Annotated in this window: 19 protein-coding genes; 14 read left to right on the top strand and 5 right to left on the bottom strand. The window is 34.5% G+C overall.

The window, feature by feature from the left end:
* Positions 1-34: 34 nt before the first annotated feature.
* The 4 genes from C1634_RS21320 (at position 35) to C1634_RS21305 (ending at position 2,086) form a co-directional block, all read left to right on the top strand.
* The gene (locus tag C1634_RS21320) at positions 35-238 is read left to right on the top strand and encodes a bacteriocin-like protein (protein WP_103231350.1); all 204 of its coding nucleotides are present in this window, start codon (positions 35-37) and stop codon (positions 236-238) included.
* 69 nt (positions 239-307) lie between these two features.
* Positions 308-1,159, top strand: coding sequence for a GLPGLI family protein (locus C1634_RS21315; protein ID WP_103231349.1), 852 nt, complete (start codon positions 308-310; stop codon positions 1,157-1,159).
* Positions 1,160-1,204: 45 nt separating this feature from the next.
* Positions 1,205-1,441: a hypothetical protein gene (locus tag C1634_RS21310; protein ID WP_103231348.1), complete on the top strand. Its 237-nt coding sequence runs from the start codon at positions 1,205-1,207 to the stop codon at positions 1,439-1,441.
* 264 nt (positions 1,442-1,705) lie between these two features.
* Positions 1,706-2,086, top strand: coding sequence for a hypothetical protein (locus tag C1634_RS21305; RefSeq protein ID WP_103231347.1), 381 nt, complete (start codon positions 1,706-1,708; stop codon positions 2,084-2,086).
* A gap of 239 nt (positions 2,087-2,325) precedes the next feature.
* Here C1634_RS21305 and C1634_RS21300 read toward each other — a convergent pair whose 3' ends face one another.
* Complete coding sequence (locus C1634_RS21300; RefSeq protein ID WP_103231346.1) at positions 2,326-2,562, bottom strand: helix-turn-helix domain-containing protein; 237 nt, start codon at positions 2,560-2,562, stop codon at positions 2,326-2,328.
* 623 nt (positions 2,563-3,185) lie between these two features.
* Here C1634_RS21300 and C1634_RS21295 point away from each other — a divergent pair.
* From C1634_RS21295 to C1634_RS21285, 3 genes are all read left to right on the top strand, one after another.
* The gene (locus C1634_RS21295; protein ID WP_103231345.1) at positions 3,186-3,608 is read left to right on the top strand and encodes a hypothetical protein; all 423 of its coding nucleotides are present in this window, start codon (positions 3,186-3,188) and stop codon (positions 3,606-3,608) included.
* Positions 3,609-4,310: 702 nt separating this feature from the next.
* Positions 4,311-5,093: a hypothetical protein gene (locus C1634_RS21290; RefSeq protein WP_103231344.1), complete on the top strand. Its 783-nt coding sequence runs from the start codon at positions 4,311-4,313 to the stop codon at positions 5,091-5,093.
* A 294-nt stretch (positions 5,094-5,387) separates the two neighbouring features.
* The gene (locus C1634_RS21285) at positions 5,388-7,919 is read left to right on the top strand and encodes a DUF5686 family protein (RefSeq protein ID WP_228410129.1); all 2,532 of its coding nucleotides are present in this window, start codon (positions 5,388-5,390) and stop codon (positions 7,917-7,919) included.
* 87 nt (positions 7,920-8,006) lie between these two features.
* On the opposite strand, the gene C1634_RS26155 is transcribed toward C1634_RS21285, so the two are convergent.
* The 4 genes from C1634_RS26155 to rplU all read right to left on the bottom strand — a co-directional run bounded on the left by C1634_RS26155 (position 8,007) and on the right by rplU (position 9,576).
* Positions 8,007-8,180 (bottom strand): bacteriocin-like protein, encoded by a 174-nt coding sequence (locus tag C1634_RS26155; RefSeq protein ID WP_153816346.1) that lies wholly within the window; start codon positions 8,178-8,180, stop codon positions 8,007-8,009.
* 181 nt (positions 8,181-8,361) lie between these two features.
* Complete coding sequence (locus tag C1634_RS26150) at positions 8,362-8,529, bottom strand: hypothetical protein (protein WP_153816345.1); 168 nt, start codon at positions 8,527-8,529, stop codon at positions 8,362-8,364.
* Positions 8,530-8,730: 201 nt separating this feature from the next.
* Positions 8,731-8,988, bottom strand: coding sequence for a 50S ribosomal protein L27 (gene rpmA / locus C1634_RS21275; protein WP_027372929.1), 258 nt, complete (start codon positions 8,986-8,988; stop codon positions 8,731-8,733).
* A 12-nt stretch (positions 8,989-9,000) separates the two neighbouring features.
* Entirely contained in the window at positions 9,001-9,576 is a 576-nt protein-coding gene (gene rplU / locus C1634_RS21270) for a 50S ribosomal protein L21 (protein WP_103231343.1), read from the bottom strand.
* A 186-nt stretch (positions 9,577-9,762) separates the two neighbouring features.
* On the opposite strand from rplU, the gene C1634_RS21265 reads away from it, so the two are divergent.
* The 7 genes from C1634_RS21265 (at position 9,763) to C1634_RS21235 (ending at position 17,221) form a co-directional block, all read left to right on the top strand.
* Positions 9,763-10,650, top strand: a complete 888-nt coding sequence (locus tag C1634_RS21265; protein ID WP_103231342.1) for a neutral zinc metallopeptidase — start codon at positions 9,763-9,765, stop codon at positions 10,648-10,650.
* 149 nt (positions 10,651-10,799) lie between these two features.
* Positions 10,800-11,888 carry an acyltransferase family protein gene (locus C1634_RS21260; protein ID WP_103231341.1) on the top strand — a complete coding sequence of 363 codons (1,089 nt, stop codon included), beginning with the start codon at positions 10,800-10,802 and terminating at the stop codon, positions 11,886-11,888.
* 75 nt (positions 11,889-11,963) lie between these two features.
* Positions 11,964-12,542 (top strand): tRNA-(ms[2]io[6]A)-hydroxylase, encoded by a 579-nt coding sequence (miaE, locus tag C1634_RS21255; RefSeq protein WP_103231340.1) that lies wholly within the window; start codon positions 11,964-11,966, stop codon positions 12,540-12,542.
* A gap of 24 nt (positions 12,543-12,566) precedes the next feature.
* Positions 12,567-13,184 (top strand): DUF502 domain-containing protein, encoded by a 618-nt coding sequence (locus tag C1634_RS21250; RefSeq protein ID WP_103231339.1) that lies wholly within the window; start codon positions 12,567-12,569, stop codon positions 13,182-13,184.
* 93 nt (positions 13,185-13,277) lie between these two features.
* Entirely contained in the window at positions 13,278-14,654 is a 1,377-nt protein-coding gene (locus C1634_RS21245) for a tryptophanase (RefSeq protein ID WP_103231338.1), read from the top strand.
* 330 nt (positions 14,655-14,984) lie between these two features.
* Positions 14,985-16,061 (top strand): FAD-dependent monooxygenase, encoded by a 1,077-nt coding sequence (locus C1634_RS21240; RefSeq protein WP_109739100.1) that lies wholly within the window; start codon positions 14,985-14,987, stop codon positions 16,059-16,061.
* 2 nt (positions 16,062-16,063) lie between these two features.
* Positions 16,064-17,221, top strand: coding sequence for a pyridoxal phosphate-dependent aminotransferase (locus tag C1634_RS21235; RefSeq protein ID WP_109739099.1), 1,158 nt, complete (start codon positions 16,064-16,066; stop codon positions 17,219-17,221).
* Positions 17,222-17,312 lie beyond the last annotated feature (91 nt).

Below are 17,312 nucleotides of genomic sequence, written 5' to 3'. Positions count from 1 at the left end.
CATATATTTACAACTCATTTTTAAAACATATAATATGAAAAAGTTTAAAAAACTCTCTAAAGAGGAACTTAAAACAGTTAAAGCAGGTCAAGTTTGGATTGCAGAGACTAGATGTGGCATAACTGCAACAACAACTCAAGATTGGACACCACAACAAGCAAGTGAATGGAGAGACAGGGTTGAAGCAATTAATTGTCCAACACCTACTCATAGTGGTCCTAGCCAAAATTTAGCTTAATTAATCTAAATTTATGCACTTATAGTAGATAACCTCCACTATGAGTGCAATCTTTTAATAAAAATCCCTATGCATTACCATAAAAAGCTACTTCAACTATTCATCTTATTTTATAGTGTTTTATCTCATGCCCAATCATACAAACAGGATACTTTGCATGGTGATTTTACATATCAGTTAAAAGCTAAATTTAATACAAATACTGATTATAGACACAAAGAATTTTTTACATTATTGATAGGGGATAAAAGAGCATTTTTTGCAAGTAGTAACTCCCTTAAAAGAGATTCTGTATTAGATAATTCAAGAGTAACAACACATAATTCAGATGGAAGTATTACCCTTGGTATTAAAAATGGAACATCAACTCCTGAAACTAATTTTCACTTTACCATAATACAATCCAATGAAAATATACAATATTTTGCACCAGTTGCCATGGCATTACTCACCTATAAAGAACCAGTAATAAAGGATTGGAAACTTATAGATGAAACAAAAGTCATCAATACAATCAATTGTAAAAAAGCAGAAGTGACTTTTAAAGGAAGAAACTGGATTGCATGGTACTCAACTGATATTCCTTTACCCTATGGACCTTATAAATTTAGTGGATTGCCTGGGTTAATTATAAAAATAACTGATGATAAAGGGGATTATGATTTTGAATTGGTAAAATCTGTATCAGATTCTAAATTGAAAGGAAAGTTGATTTCCATTAGGAAAAGCAGATATAATGAAGCTATAGAAACTACACAACCTAAATTGAAACAAGCATTAAAAAATGCTGATGCCAATACTGCTGCTGTACTTGCAAGTTATGGAACAACAATCATAAAAGGACAGGAAATAATAAGACAAAGAGAAAAAGATAAGGAAGAAAATAAAAAATATGAAAATCCTTTAGAACTAAGCAATTAAATAATGTAGTCTCTAGAGTATAAGTAAATATTTCCAATTGCACACATGGATGAAAAGAAAATAACACTGGAATATATTCTCAATGGAATACAGCTTAAATTTAATGTCTCTGAAAGTTTTCATCCAACAACAGATATATTTGATGATATGGCTGAATTTTTAGCATTTGAACATTCTATTCTTGAAGATGAAGAAGATTATTACTCTACACTGGATAAACTAGATATATTAGTAAGGAAAGCTAAATATTATTATCTAGAGTACTACAAGAAGGAATCTTAGCCCCAATTTTTTTAATTTTAATTTTTTCTGAGGAGTTACTTATACATAGGTTCCCCTCAAAAAAGGGTGGCCTGTTTTAAATTTTCCAGACTCCTCCACCCCCTCTAGCCTATTCAGATAAATTTTCTGGGCAGGAATAAAGATGTTCTGATTTATTTTACATCTTTAGAATCACCTCATATCTTTTTACTCTAGCTCACTGCCACCCACAACTTTATATCATCTCTGACATATTTTGAGTATTAACTCAAAAATATATCAATTATGAAAAAACAATTTAAATCATTTGTGGCAAAGGTTGAGCTTCTAAAATCTGAAAGAGCTAGTGAAGATAAGAATGGGCTTATGCCTGTAATTCTAATAGGTATTGCTGGTGAAATCCCTAGTAAAACTGTTATTAGTGGTACTGTAGCCCAAAGAATGGGAATATATGAAGGAAGTATATATCTGTTTCAGGCTAATGAAATAGAATCAGATCCTTTGTATGGAAGGCAATTTAACTTCATGGCAATATCTAAAGAATTATCAGCTATAGAGACATTGCAAGCAAGTGATTTTGTAGGTAAGCTGAGGATAGTAAAGGTAGATTCTCCAGAGGATTTTGAAGAATTTATACCAGAGTCTTTACAGCTAGAAAATGCTTAACAATATACCACCTTATTAATTTAGGGTGGTATTTCTTATTAAATCTTATCCCTGTACCAAGTTTTGTAATCATCTATATAAGCAAGATCACAAAATCTGGTACATATTATCATGGCAATGTAATGAATGTAATAGTATATTTTACCCTAAAGGCTCACATGCAGATTTAAAGAAACAGAGAGAATTGGGTGAAAAATCCTTTATATCAAAATATAAATGATATTATATAGATAGCTTTTTTAAGCCTCTATAATTTTTATCTCAAAGAATTCCTTTGGGTGGACATCTAGAGCATCTGCAATTCTGAAAAGAGTATAAACAGTAGGATTAGTCCTTCCTTGTTCAATTCTTGAAATATTAGTTACATCAATATTACCTTCCATTTTACCTACAAGATCAACCTGAGAAAAACCTTTACTTTGTCTTATCTCCTTGATCTTATTTCCTATTGATTTTAAAATTTCTGATTTCTCCAACTTGCCATATATGATAAGTCAAAGTTAATTTCTATTTTTACTGTTTGTAATGTCATATATGGCAATGTTTAATTTTTAAATTTAATCTTTTATTATGAAAACAATCTTATCCCTCCATTATCAACACATTTTAATACTTCTTATATTACTTGCTGTACTCTCTGCATTTGTAGCCTTTATTTACTGGATATTCAAACCAAGAAGAAAAAACAAGTGAAAGAGTCATTTAAATCTAGACTAACATTTGAGTTTTATGTATTTATTAATTCTGTTGTAAAAATATTCTCATGTATTACAAAAGATATTATTGACAGCATATTAAGTATGAATAAAAAATACCATTGGCTTGTAGGTACATTTTTATACATGTTAATTAATTCAATAATTCCTTTATACTACCTATTTATAGGGGATATAAACAAGATTTTTAAAGAAGGAAGCTACAACACAGAAACAACAGATTTTGTAACATACTACACTTCATTCAAATTCTCAGCTTATATTTTTTTAATCACATTCATAATATTTATCATCAAACAGTACATAAATATTAATAGGCAACTAAGAAATAATAAAAACAAAGACCACTCAATGTAGAGTGGTTTTTTAATACAGCAATCTTTATGAAACCAAAAATACCTTTTAGAATAGGCTACCAATATGATAATTGGGAACTAAATCTAATGAGCATAACAGACAGTATTCATGACAATTCTTATTGTAGCTATTTGTGGGTAGGAAGTGAAATAAAGAAGTTTTTAAACTTTACTCCACACAGGACAGAACTTATATTTTACTGGGATATACTGGAAGTTGTAATACTTGAATTTGACAAGAAATCTGAACATTACTACAACAGGATAAATAAAGCCTTATCTGATAGGGTTACAAGAGTAAAATTAGAAATTCTTCCTGATGGTATGATTATACACAAGTTTATAACTAGTAAAGTTCATTATTGGAATATCTATTTTCCTGCTAGTAAAGAAATAAGACTGATTTACTTTTCAAATTCTTTTACCTATATCAATGTGCTTTTAGAATGAAAAGGTATACTTTTAGGCATACCCTATTAAAAACCAACATCTAAATAACTAAATATCAACATGAAAAATCTTAAGTATTGAGCCCAAGAGGAGGAGCAAAAAAGACTTACATTTCTGTAAGTCTTTTTATTTTCTGCTTACTTCGATTTTATTTATTCAAAACTGACATCCAAAAAAGATTAATTATCTGGAATACCTTAACTACAAAATAAGCTACCTTGAAGAGGTCTCCGGTTATTTATCACATGCCTCTTTTTGCTCAAATGCTTAAAAAAGAGATAAAAGCGCCTTCATTTGAGTTCATTTCGCAGCTAAGCAAAAGAACAAATAAAAATCTAACAGTCAGTATTTTAAGCTCACTCAACACTTGTCACTTTCCGAATAGTAACAGCCATTTCCTTGTTCTGTCATCTTTACTGTTTCTATATTTGCAAACATAAAATCACGAAACAATCACATGTAATTTTCCTTCACATATGAGAAAAAAATTTCCTCAGGTTCCATAGTGCACTCTATGATGATAAAATTTCACAATTTTCTCTGTTCCTGTATTCCATATTCCCACCGATAATCATTTTAAAAACAAATTGATGAAAAACATATAAACACATGTTTCATTAGCAATCCGAAATTTTTCCGGTTGCTCATATAAAAAGCTTTATAACCGAACAATATTTCCTTTAATTCAAAAAAATATACAACATGAAAAAGAGCTTTTACATTGTATTTATGATCCTTTCGAAAAATTTTTATTCTCAGGTAGGAATCAATACAACCAATCCACAGGGCATTTTTAACGTGGATGGAGCCAAAGATAATGCGACAACAGGTTTGCCAACAGCTGCACAACAAGCTAATGATTTTGTTGTAACTGATACCGGAAGTGTAGGAATAGGAACTACGATTCCTAACAGCTCATGTATATTAGATATTTCTGCTGCAGATAAAGGATTATTACCTCCCAGATTAGAGCTTTTAGCAACCGATCTCGCTTTACCGTTAGCTTCTCATGTTCAGGGCATGGTCGTTTACAATACAGCAACATCCGGAACACAACCCAATAACGTCTCACCAGGATTATACATCAATGATGGAACAAAATGGGAAAGGATCTCTACTTCTGTACAAAACTATACTTCATATTATGGTTCAGTCAATTATGGAGATATTAAAGGTTTTTCAGGGACTGTTAACTTACCTACCTCGGGATTTATTGTTTCGTCTTCTAAAATGAATGTTACATCGGGTAATAATGATCTATTGGTAACCCATAATTTGAATTTATCCGGACCTCAGAATATAGCGCTTACTATACTCTCCAATGTGTCAGGAAATAACTATTCGCAATACAACAACGACAACGACTGGTATCAGCCTGTTATTCATGATATTACTCCTAATTCTTTCAGAGTTTTTATCGAAGAAAACTCACCTACAGTACAAAATGTGAGCATGATGATCCAGTTAACAAATTACTCTTCCTAACCCAGCAATACAGAGAAAAAAAGACTTACCGAAACGTAGGTCTTTTTTTATGAATAAACTCCTTCGAAAGTACGTCTGAATAACTCATAAACAGAATGATGTTTTAATTGTCATTAATTCACTGATTCTTATCCTTATAAGCATTAAAATTTCCCTATTAATTTTACCAAACACATATATAATTTTTGCTACATTTGTCGTTTTATATAGTAGAATAAAAATATTTTATTTTTTTACCTTATTTTTTAAATAAACTGCATGCTTTTTGTTTATGCTAATTGCCTGAAGAAACGAATGATGTTAAACAATAACTCCCAAAAACACTATCTCTTATTTTTTTTCCTAATCCTCGCCAGTTCGGTATCTGCCCAAAACAAAGCCAGCGGTAAGGTGGTTGACGAAAAAAATAACAAAGAGCTCACTAAAGTTGATATCTTTATCAACGACAATAAAACGCCTTCCCTGACGACAATATCAGGAAGCTTCACTGTACAATCAGATAGCATTATCCATAAGTTAAAATTTTCCAGAAAAAATTATACTGCAGAAACGCTCGATATCACTCCAGAAAATGCTGAAAATGTTTTCGTACAGCTTTCCCAGGCTAAAGTAAGTGACATCCAGGAAGTCGTATTACAAGGTGGAAAAACCAAATACAAGAACAAAAAAGAAAACCCTGCTTATGCCATTATGCAGAAAGTATGGGCACAGAAAAGAAATAACGGGTTAGAAAAGTTTGATACCTATTCGTACAAAGAATACGAAAAAACCCAGTTTGACCTTAACAATCTGGACAGTGCATTCATGAAGAAAAAGATTTTCAATAAACTGGATTTCATTTTCAATTATGCAGATTCTACCGCGAGCGGAAGACTTGGCCTTCCTATCTTCCTGAATGAAGCCGTCTATGAAAATTATGGTAAAAACAGACCTGACAAGAACAGTAAAAGAACACTGGTAGCCCAAAAGACTTCAGGATTTCAGGACAATCAGGTGATTACCGTTTCCGCTAAAAACCTATATCGTGACATTAATATCTACGATAATACGCTGAATTATTTTGATATCGGATTCCAGAGCCCGGTAGGAAGTGACGGATTTGGAACCTATGATTACAACCTGATGGATACTATTACTATCCGTGGGGAGAAAGCTTTTCAAATACGATATCAGCCTAAAAGAAAAGATGTTCTTGCATTCCAGGGAAATCTATATATTGATACGGATACCTATGCTGTATTGGGAGCGACTTTAAAATCAACCCAGAAAATTGGTGTGAATTTCATCAACAGTGTGTATACGCAGGTAGAGTATGATAATCCGGATGAATCAACATTTCTTCCTAAAAAGTTGGTTACAGAATTTGAAATGAGTCCTTTTTCAAAAAAGAAAGGATCTAAAAGTATTATAGCCAAAAGATCGGTAGATTATTCCGATTATGAATTCAACAAACCTCTTGATCCAAAAGTCTTCAAACGCACGGAGGAAGAATACGAGGACAAGTTTACGAATAAAGACGACGCTTATTGGACCAAAGCCAGACCTGATACTTTATCTAAAGCAGAGCAGGGTGTGTACAACATGCTTGATCAGCTTCAGCAGACTCCGAAATTCAATAGGATGGTAAAGCTGTTTGAAACCCTTGGTTCCCGTTATTACAACGCCTTTAAAGGGATAGATATCGGTCCTATTTTTTCAATTTATGGAAGAAATGAAGTAGAAGGAGATAGAATAAGACTAGGAGCAAGATCCTATTTTGGATTGAATGATCCATGGAGAGTTCAGTTTTATACTGCTTACGGTTTCAAAGATCACCAGTTCAAATACGGAGTGGAAGCAAGATATATGTTCAATAGGCTCAACCGCTTCATGATTGGGGCAGGAACCAGCAGAGACATTGTTCAGCTTGGCGGACAGCTTACTGCCGGAGATGGAGTTGCCTCCCGTTCTTTATCTTCCAGTACTTTCTTTGCGAGAGGAGAAAATATTTCTTTAAGTTCTGTAAACCAGACCAATGTTTTCGCCGCTATTGAACCATGGAAGAATTTCCAGATAAGAGTAGACGGAGTGATGCAGAGCGTGAAATCGGCTATTCCTGAAAAGTTCAACCTTATGTATTTTAAGGATGGGCAGCTGAGACAAACAACGAATGATTCTCATGTAACAATCAGCTTAATAGCAAAGCCCGGAGCAAAATTCTCACAAACCGGTATTGACCGATATCAGGCGAGAAACCTAGCTCCTACAATTGTTTTAAGATATACCAGAGGTATAGAAGGCCTTTTCAATGCGGACTTCAATTATGACAAGCTGCAATTCATGCTTTATAAGCCATTTTTGATTGGAAGTATGGGAAAATTGATTGTTAATTTTGAAGCCGGGAAAAACTTCAATACCGTTCCTTTGGCATTGCAGAATATCATTCCTGCCAATCTTTCCTATGGGCTGGCACCTAATACATTTTCTCAGCTAAACTATTATGAATTTGTTGCTGATGCGTATACAACCCTTCATTTAGAACATCATTTTAATGGCAAAATACTTTCTTATATTCCTTTGATTAAAAAGCTGAAGCTAAGAGAGGTTGCTTTTATCAGAGCTGCTTACGGAACATTAAGCGATGCTTCCAAAGCAATCAATGTAGAAGGCTTTAAATACTCTGCACCAAGCGAGCACATTTATTACGAGTATGGTTTCGGGATTGAAAATATAGGAATCGGAAACCTAAGAATTTTCAGAGTTGATTTCAACTGGAGAGGAAATTATCTTGACAGACCGGATATTTCAAAATTCGGTGTTAAAGCAGGATTCCAGGTAGGATTCTAAACCGTAAATAATATAAAACAAGATCGGCGGCTTCAAAGAAGCCGCCGATCTTTTATTTTCAGCTTTATAAAAAGTCAGAGATGATGATTAAAAGCACTCACAAGGCTCTTCTACATCAAGAAGGCAACGCATCTTTTGTTCTGGTGTCATACCACACCAGATATCACATGATCTGATTGGTTTTGATGGACATAATCCTAAAGCGGCTCCTCCACTGATTTCTTTGAGATTCTTCTTTGTTAATTTTCTTAAATTTTTCATGATTATATTTAGTTTTATTTGTTGCCTACTCTCTCTGCTTTTCGGCTTCCGCAATGATTTTTTATTTGATTACGGACAAATATATAAATATTTCACCATCACAGGATATTATTAAGAATTTTTAACTAAAAAAAGCCGAACATTTTAACATATTCAGCTTTGATCTATATTTCAAATAAGTTTATTCAAAACACTCTGTACAGGGCTGAGAAAGCATGCAGTGTGATTTTTGCCATGGAGACCATCTGCACCATTCATCACAAGACTGAAACATGGATGGGCAGGTTGCCGCTACTCCACCTGTCATACTTTTCAAATTCTTCTTAGTTAATTTTCTTAGATTTTTCATAGATATTTTGTTTTAATTTGCCGCCTACTCTTTATGCTTTTCGGCCTTCGCAACTGATTCATAATTGGACAGTTAACAAATATAAAAATATTTCACAAAGAAATGAATATATATGAAAATGTTTTGGTGAAATTGAATAAACAAAAAAAAGCCTCAGTAAATAAATACTGAGGCTTTAATTTTTATAAAACGCTTAATTAATTATGCGTTTGGTTCTACAGATACGAAAGATCTGTTGTTTGCTTTCTTTCTGAAAACTACTTTACCATCTACTAATGCAAACAAAGTGTGATCTTTACCGATTCCCACGTTATCACCTGGGTGGTGCTGAGTACCTCTTTGTCTAACAATAATATTTCCGGCAATAGCTGCTTGTCCTCCGAAAATCTTCACACCTAATCTTTTAGAGTGAGACTCTCTACCGTTCTTGGAACTACCGACTCCTTTCTTGTGTGCCATTTTATTACTGGATTATTTATTAAGTGCTTTAAATTGATCGATATTCTTAATGATAGCAGCATCTACTTCTTCATGTGTAAGAATATTCTTTTCTAATTCAACTTTAACTGCTTTACCTAAAGTAATTAAAGTTTCTCTGTTCTCTTTAGACTGAGACAAGTTGTTTTTCTTTAAGTGATAGTTCAGCTCGTGATCTTCACTAAAGTTAACAGTTGCGTTGTCTGAAAGAACTTCACCTTTCACAGTTTCTTTTTTAGCAGCTTTCTTAGCTCCTGCTTCAAAACCAGTAATACCAGTGATTACGATTTGAGTTAAAGATTGTCTGTGACCGTTTTTCACTTTGTAACCTTTTCTTCTTTTCTTTTTGAAGATGATTACTTTATCAGCTTTTACGTGGTCAAGGATCTCTGCTTCTACAGTGATTCCGTTTACAGCTGGGGCGCCTACAGTGATTGCTCCGTTTACAGTAAGAAGAACTTTATCGAAAGAAACTTTTCCTCCTTTATCTCCTTTTAAACGGTTTACAAACAACTTCTGGTCTTGCTCAACTTTGTATTGAAGCCCTGCTATTTCTACAATTGCAAACATTGTTTATAAATTTTTAGTTATTTCGAGGTGCAAATATACATATAAATTTCTAAATAGCTTACAATCAAAGCAATGTTTTTTTAATATAAATCCTATTCACTATGCTTTGAATAATTTTTTACAATAAAGTACTCACACTTAAGAGATAATTTCATACATTCGTTTTACCAAATTGAATTTATATATATGAAAAGAAACTTTAATCTCTGCTTATTAGCAGGCGCCATTGCTGTTACATCATTAACAGCATGTAGTGATGACCAAATGGACAACAATGTTCAACCTCAGCCAGAAGCACTTAGTGCAAAAATTGATCAACCTGGAGATCTTGAAAAAATCTGTTACTATGTAGACAACAACTGGAGTTCCAATTCAGTTTTAGTGACAGGACTTCAAAACTCCACAGACACCAATTTTATGAATTCACAGATGACTAAAATTGCAAGCTTATGGGGAAGAAGCAATCCTACGTTGAGATTTGTGAATGATCCATCCAATTTCAACTCAACGTATAATGCGATTTCCTATTCTACAGGGAAAATCTATTATGGATATGCCATCTATTATGATGCAAAAGCAAAAGGAGGTGATATTGTCAATGCGATGATCCTTGCTCATGAGTATGGACATCAGCTGCAATACATCTTTGGGCTTCCTTCTGTAAATGAAAATACAGCAAGACCTAATGAGCTTGAAGCTGACGGTTTTGCAGGGTACTACTTGAGAAGACCAAATGGTTATAACAAAACCAATTTCTCTGAAATTGCCGCTGCTTACGAATTTGCACAAAGTATTGGAGATTATCAGACAAACAGTCCTGGCCACCACGGAACCCCTGCACAAAGAAGATCTGCAGTCCGTTTAGGATTTCTTTTAGGACAGTATGATCTTAATGCTTCAAATTTTGATTATAACTTCTTCTATTACTATCAAGGAGTATTAAATGGTACTTATAAGATGGCTAAAAACACAGTAAATCCTGAAATTGACGCATACATGAGTCAGTATATCGATGAGCTGAGAAAAATTCAGTCAGGAGAAATTTCTGCAGAAGAATTTAAACATCTTAAATAAACGAGAACATTCATTTTTAGCATATTTAAGAAAGGAGGCGGGCAGTATGTTCCGCCCCTTTTTTTGTTTTAAAAGCCTTTTTATGTTTTATAAAATCAATTTGTTTGTATTTTTGAAAAAATAACAAAAGAACTTCCAATCAATCTAAAATGAACAGAGATCTCTATATTGATTTCGCCAAAGGACTGGCAACACTCTCCATCATCTTTATCCATACAGCTTTCTGGTCTGGACAGTTTTATATTCCCGCAGAAGTAAGAGTCTTCTCTCTTGTTTTTGATGTGGCTCTATTTTATGCACTCAGTGGTATTACTTCAGGAGCCAATATTGAAAAAACATTCTACCGTCTTCTAAAGCTGCAGATCACTTATATGATTTTTGTGACTTTCCTATTCTTTTTAGATTACTTTTTTAAAGTTTTCGGGCTCAGTTTCTTTTCTATGGAATGGCTTCAGAGTTTTTATTCAACATTTGGTTCCAAATACTCCACGACCAGTATTTCAACCTATCCTCAATGGGAAAACCTGGGTAATTGGTATCTTCATCAGTATACCAATGCAGATACATTTCCGGTGGTTATGGGAAGCTTCTGGTATCTGAAAGTTTATTTTATCCTTACTGTTTTCGGAGTACTCATTCTGAGGTTTTTTCCGAAGCATATTAACTGGTTCATTGGACTTAGCATTGCATTAACCTTATTATTCAACATTTTCCCGGAATATTATCCGACAGGACAGGTGGGATATGTTGCCTTTTATCTTGCAGTCTTTTTAATAGGAAACAAAATGCGTGGAAAAAAAATACCGACCAAAGCAATTCCTGTATTATATGCACTTGTTGGAGCAGCTCTTGTATGGATGTTCTGGTATTATGGAGGGGAAATTTTTTATAAGATCAATAAAAATAAATTTCCACCTAAGATTCCTTATATCATCTGGGCATCGTTCTCTCTGGTAACATTATTTGTTCTCTATAATCGTTTAAAAATTACAAAAGAAAGTCTTATCACCCATATCGGAAAGAATGCTATTTTCTTCTACTTTGCACAAGGGATCAGCTCATCACTGGTTTATTTCCTGGTAGTTCCTTTGAAAGAGAATATGCCTTGGTGGATTCTGATGATCTTCATTTATATCCTTAATATTATTCTTGCTTTCATTCTCGCTGCTGGATTAAAAAAAGTAGACGATCAGGGATGGCAAATCTTAGGGTTTTTAAGAAAAAAAACAGCTTCTTAACAGATTAACAGTCAATTTGAAATAAAATAATCTTTATTACCGCAATTTATTTTAATTTTACAAAAAATTCAAAACATGTTTAAGTTGAAACTTCCTACCGATCCAAGGTGGGCAAATATTGCAGAAGGAAACATAGGAGAAATTTTAACGGATCATGCGTGGTGCGAACAGAAAGCCACAACAAATGCCATCAGTTTAATCAATATGCTCCCCGAACATCCGGAAATCGTCACAGAACTTATTGCCATTGCGCAGGAAGAGCTTGACCATTTCAGCAAGGTTCACAAAATTATCAAAAAGAGGGGGTTTGTTTTCGGAAAAGCCAGAAAAGATGATTACGTCAATGAACTGGCTAAGTTTGTAGTTCAGGGAAGCAGAGAAGATTTGATTGTTGACAAACTTCTTTTCGCAGCAATGATTGAAGCAAGAAGTTGTGAGAGGTTCAAAGTTCTTACTGAAAACATTAAGGATGAAGAGCTTAAAACTTTCTATAAAGAATTGATGATCTCAGAAGCTAATCACTATACGACTTTCATTGGTTTCGCAAGACAGTTGGGCGATATCGAAAAGGTAAACCAACGTTGGGAAGAATGGCTGGAATATGAAGCCAGTATTATCAAATCCTACGGGAATAAAGAAACCATTCACGGTTAAAATATAAATAGTAAAGAGTAAACGTTGAAGAAGCCAAGCTTTGAAAATATCGCCAATTTTTTTCTGAAAAACTTTTTTCAGGGATTAGTGATCATTGGTCCTATCGGGCTTACCATTTTTGTCATCTGGTATGTGGTAAGTGCTATTGACAATCTTATCCCTTCTCTTGCCAAGCAGGTACCGGGGCTTGTTTTCGTATCAATTATACTGTTTACAGCAATTTTAGGGTTTTTAGGAAATAAATTCGTAGTCGGAAGGTTCTTTTTCGATACGATGGACAGCTTACTGGAGAAAACTCCGGGAGTAAAACACATTTACACTCCTACGAAAGATGTCATGTCTTCATTCGTAGGCGACAAGAAAAAATTCAACGATCCTGTATGGGTAAAAACCAATGAAAATCCGGAAATCTGGAGAATCGGTTTTTTAACTCAAAAAGAAATGTCGGACGTTGACAAGCATAATTACGTTGCGGTATATCTTCCCCACTCGTACGCCATCTCGGGCTGGGTAATTGTTACTGAAGAAAAAAACATCAAACCTGTAGTGGGAATGACAGCAGCTTCTGCAATGAAGTTTGCAGTGAGTGGCGGTGTAGCCGGATTCCATTCTGATGAAAACATATTTAAGGCACCGGAATAATTCTTTCCTGCGTCTTATGTATACATTGATGAATTTTGAAAATTATTTTCAAACACATTTTCTTTACAAACAATTTAAAACATATTTTAACTCATGAAATTACCGTACGCGGAGCCTTTCCGCATTAAAATGGTGGAGGAAATCTACCAATCTACCAGAGAAGAAAGAGAGCAATGGCTTAAAGAAGCTAATTATAACCTTTTCAACTTAAAATCTTCACACGTTTATATTGACCTTCTTACCGATTCCGGAACCGGAGCAATGTCCGATAGACAATGGGGCGCTCTAATGACAGGAGATGAAAGTTATGCAGGATCACGTTCTTTTGAACAATTACAAAAAACAGTAGAAAGCATCACCGGATTCAAATATTTATTGCCAACTCACCAGGGAAGAGCTGCTGAAAACGTTCTTTTCTCAGTATTGGTAAAAGAAGGTGACGTAGTTCCCGGGAACTCGCATTTTGACACCACAAAAGGACATATCGAGATCAGAAAGGCACATGCCATCGACTGTACGATAGACGAAGCTTTTGACATTAATGATCTTCACCCATTCAAAGGAAACATCAACCTTGAAAAACTGGAAGAAGTTTACAAAAGCCACCCTAAGGAAAACATTCCTTTCTGTTTAATTACGATCACTTGTAATTCTTCAGGAGGCCAGCCGGTATCTTTGGAAAATATGAAAGCTGTAAAAGCTCTTTCAGATCAGTATGGGATTCCTGTATTCTTCGATTCGGCGAGATTTGCTGAGAACGCTTACTTCATCAAAAAAAGAGAAGCAGGACAGGAAAACAGAAGCATCAAGGAAATCTGCAAAGAAGTTTTCTCTTACGGAGACGGAATGACCATGAGCTCCAAAAAGGATGGTCTTGTCAATATCGGTGGATTCATCGCGTTGAATAATGAAGATGTTTTCAGAAAAGCATCCAACTTCACCATCATCTACGAAGGATTTATTACCTATGGAGGAATGGCTGGAAGAGATATGGCTGCATTGGCAGTAGGTCTGGATGAAGCAACTGAATTTGCTTACCTTGAAAGCAGAATCTCTCAGGTTGAATATCTTGGAAATAAACTGATTGAATATGGAATTCCTGTTCAGAAACCAATTGGAGGACACGCTGTATTCATCGATTCTTTGAACTTCCTTCCGAATGTTTCCCGTGAAGAATATCCGGCACAAACATTAGGTCTTGAAATTTATAAAGAAGCAGGGATCAGAACCGTAGAAATCGGAACGTTACTGGCTGACAGAGATCCTGCAACCAGAGAAAACCGTTATCCAAAATTAGAATTGGTACGTCTGGCAATTCCTAGAAGAACCTATACGAATAACCATATGGATTATATTGCTGCAGCTATAAAGAACGTATACGAAAGACGTGAAGAAATAGCAAAAGGATATAAAATCGTCTGGGAACCGGAAATCTTAAGACACTTTACAGTTCAGCTTGAAAAAGCTTAATGATAAAACCGGAATTTTTTCCGGTTTTTTTATGTATTACATGTAAAAGCATATTGCAGAAACAAATTTCTATTCCCTTACAAGTTATTTTACTTAATAAAAATCACTCATCTATAACAACATATATATATTTCATAAGTACATATAAATCAACCACATATTTTCACCAACAAGCATATACCTTATTTTTCATTGTATTTTTCTCAAAATCAAAATCAAATAATTTCATTTTTATCAATAGTAAATGTTTTTAATTTTAATTTTGTACTGATCTAATGAAATAGATTTAAAAATACTTAAAAAACCAACCTGAAAATCCGTTATTCCGAAATGAACAAAATTGCTGTCGTGGGCGCTGGTATTTCCGGCTTAAGCATGGCGAATTACTTAGAAAAATATAAGATAGATTATCACATTTACGAACGAAGAAAAAAAGAAGATTTAGCAGGCCACGGCTTTCTCATTCCGCAGGAGGGGATGAACTATCTTTATCAGATTATTGATCCCGGCCTTCTTCATAAGCATGGAAATTTCCTGAAAAAATACATACAATATTCCCATACAGGAAAAATACTTGCAGAAAAGGAGTTAGACAGCGTTTTTGCTATTTCGAGACATCAATTAATTGATCTCCTATCCCAAAACATTTCCTCTGAAAAAATAACTTACGAGGAAACCATCATTTCCGATGATAAGCAGGGTAGAAAAGTAAAACTTTCTGATGGAACCAATATTGATGGAGACATCATTATTATTTCTGACGGCTCCAGAAGCCACATCAGAAAGGAACTTTTTAAAGATGAAAAAATAAGAATCGTAAGGGAAAGTGAAGTGGTAAATATCATTGAAAATAAAGAGATTGCAGAATCTCTTGAAAATGATTTTATGAAATTTCATCATGAAGAAGGCGGACTGACTTTTGGAATTCTCAAACTTTCTGAAGATACAATTCTTTGGTATTCCCAGTTTGACAACGAGAAATACCGTATCAATGAGTGTTCTGCAGACAATCTAAAGAAATATATGCTGGAAGTTTTTGAAAAATGGCATCCTTTGGTCCCGTCAATTATAAAAAAATCAGACTACAAAAACGTACATTTATGGCGCGTTTATGAACTGGAAAAATTGAATCCATTTTATAAAGACAACATTGTATTCATCGGTGATGCAGCACATCCACTGATTCCATTTACAAGTCAGGGAGTTACTTCAGCACTGAAAGATTCATTTACATTAACTAAATATTTAGTTGAAAAGAATAATAGAACAGAAGCCTTCAGTAAATATGAAGCCGAAAGGAAACCGGAAATTGAAGTCCACATCAACAATGGAAGGACATTACTGAATCAGTTTTTACTTCCGCTTGACCAGCAAACAGAAAATATTTTACCCATATCATACAAATAAAAATGTTTACCAATAACGATATCAACTTTGAAGCACTAAAAAGAAAAGCCTACAACGGAAGATGGGCAACCCTGGAAGAAGGAATCATCCCTTTAACAGCAGCTGACCCTGATTTTAGGACCGCTCCAGAAATAGAACATGGAATTATAGAATACCTTAAAGACGGCTATCTGAGCTACGGACCCTTCTCCGGACTTCCTGAATTCAAAAAAAGCGTTGCAGATCACTTTAACAAAGAAAAACAGGGCACCTTTTCTCCTGAAAACATACTAGCAGTCAATAGCGCCGCCCAGGGAATGTACCTCATCGCCTCCTATGTTCTGAATCCGGGAGATGAAGCCATTATTCTGGATCCTGTAGATTTTCTATTCAAAAAATCGGTAGAGACCGCTGGTGGAAAGGTAGTGCTCTGCCCTGTTGATACCACTACCGGAGACATTGATTTCGGAAAAATGGTTTCTTTAATCAGTTCAAAGACCAAGCTTATCAGCATATGCAATCCGCACAATCCATTGGGAAAGGTTTATTCTAAAGAAATATTAATAAAAATCGCTGAGATCGCTTCAGCGCATGATCTGTGGGTAATGAGTGATGAGATCTGGAGTGATATTATCTATGACAACAAAGATTTCCACACCTACTCTTCTGTTTCTGAAAAGGCAAAGAAAAAGAGCTTTACCGTTTATGGTTTTTCAAAATCGTTTGGGATCGCCGGGCTGAGAATCGGAGCGGTATTGTGTAACGATCAGGATATTCTTGAAGATTTTACAGAAAAGTCCAATTTCAATTCTACGATAGAGGGAGTCTCTACCTTATCACAGATTGCCGGAACTGTGGCATTGGAGAAAGCAAAACCATGGTATAAAGAATTTTTAAATCATTTACAGAACAACAGAGATCTTGCTTTTAGATTATTGAGCCGTTCAGAAATTGTAACGCCTAACCTACCCGAAGCTACGTTTGTATTATTTCCAAAGATTGAAAACGGAATGTCCAGCGATGAGTTCGCCCAACATGTCTTAACACAAGGAAAAGTGGCCATTGTTCCCGGATCAGAAAGATGGTTTGGAAAAGGGGCAGAAGGTCATATCAGAATTTGCTTTTCTACATCACAGGAAATTTTAGAAGAAGGAATTAATAGAATCATTACCAGTTTCTAACGTTAAAATTTTTCATTAAATTTCAATATTATGTTATTATTTTTCTAAACCCCATACAAATCAATACCAAATTAATATATTCATATCGATT

The organism is Chryseobacterium viscerum, assembly GCF_002899945.2.
GTDB lineage: Bacteria > Bacteroidota > Bacteroidia > Flavobacteriales > Weeksellaceae > Chryseobacterium > Chryseobacterium viscerum.
The sequence above is the reverse complement of the archived record's forward strand: the minus strand, read 5'-3'. Positions and strand labels throughout refer to the sequence as shown.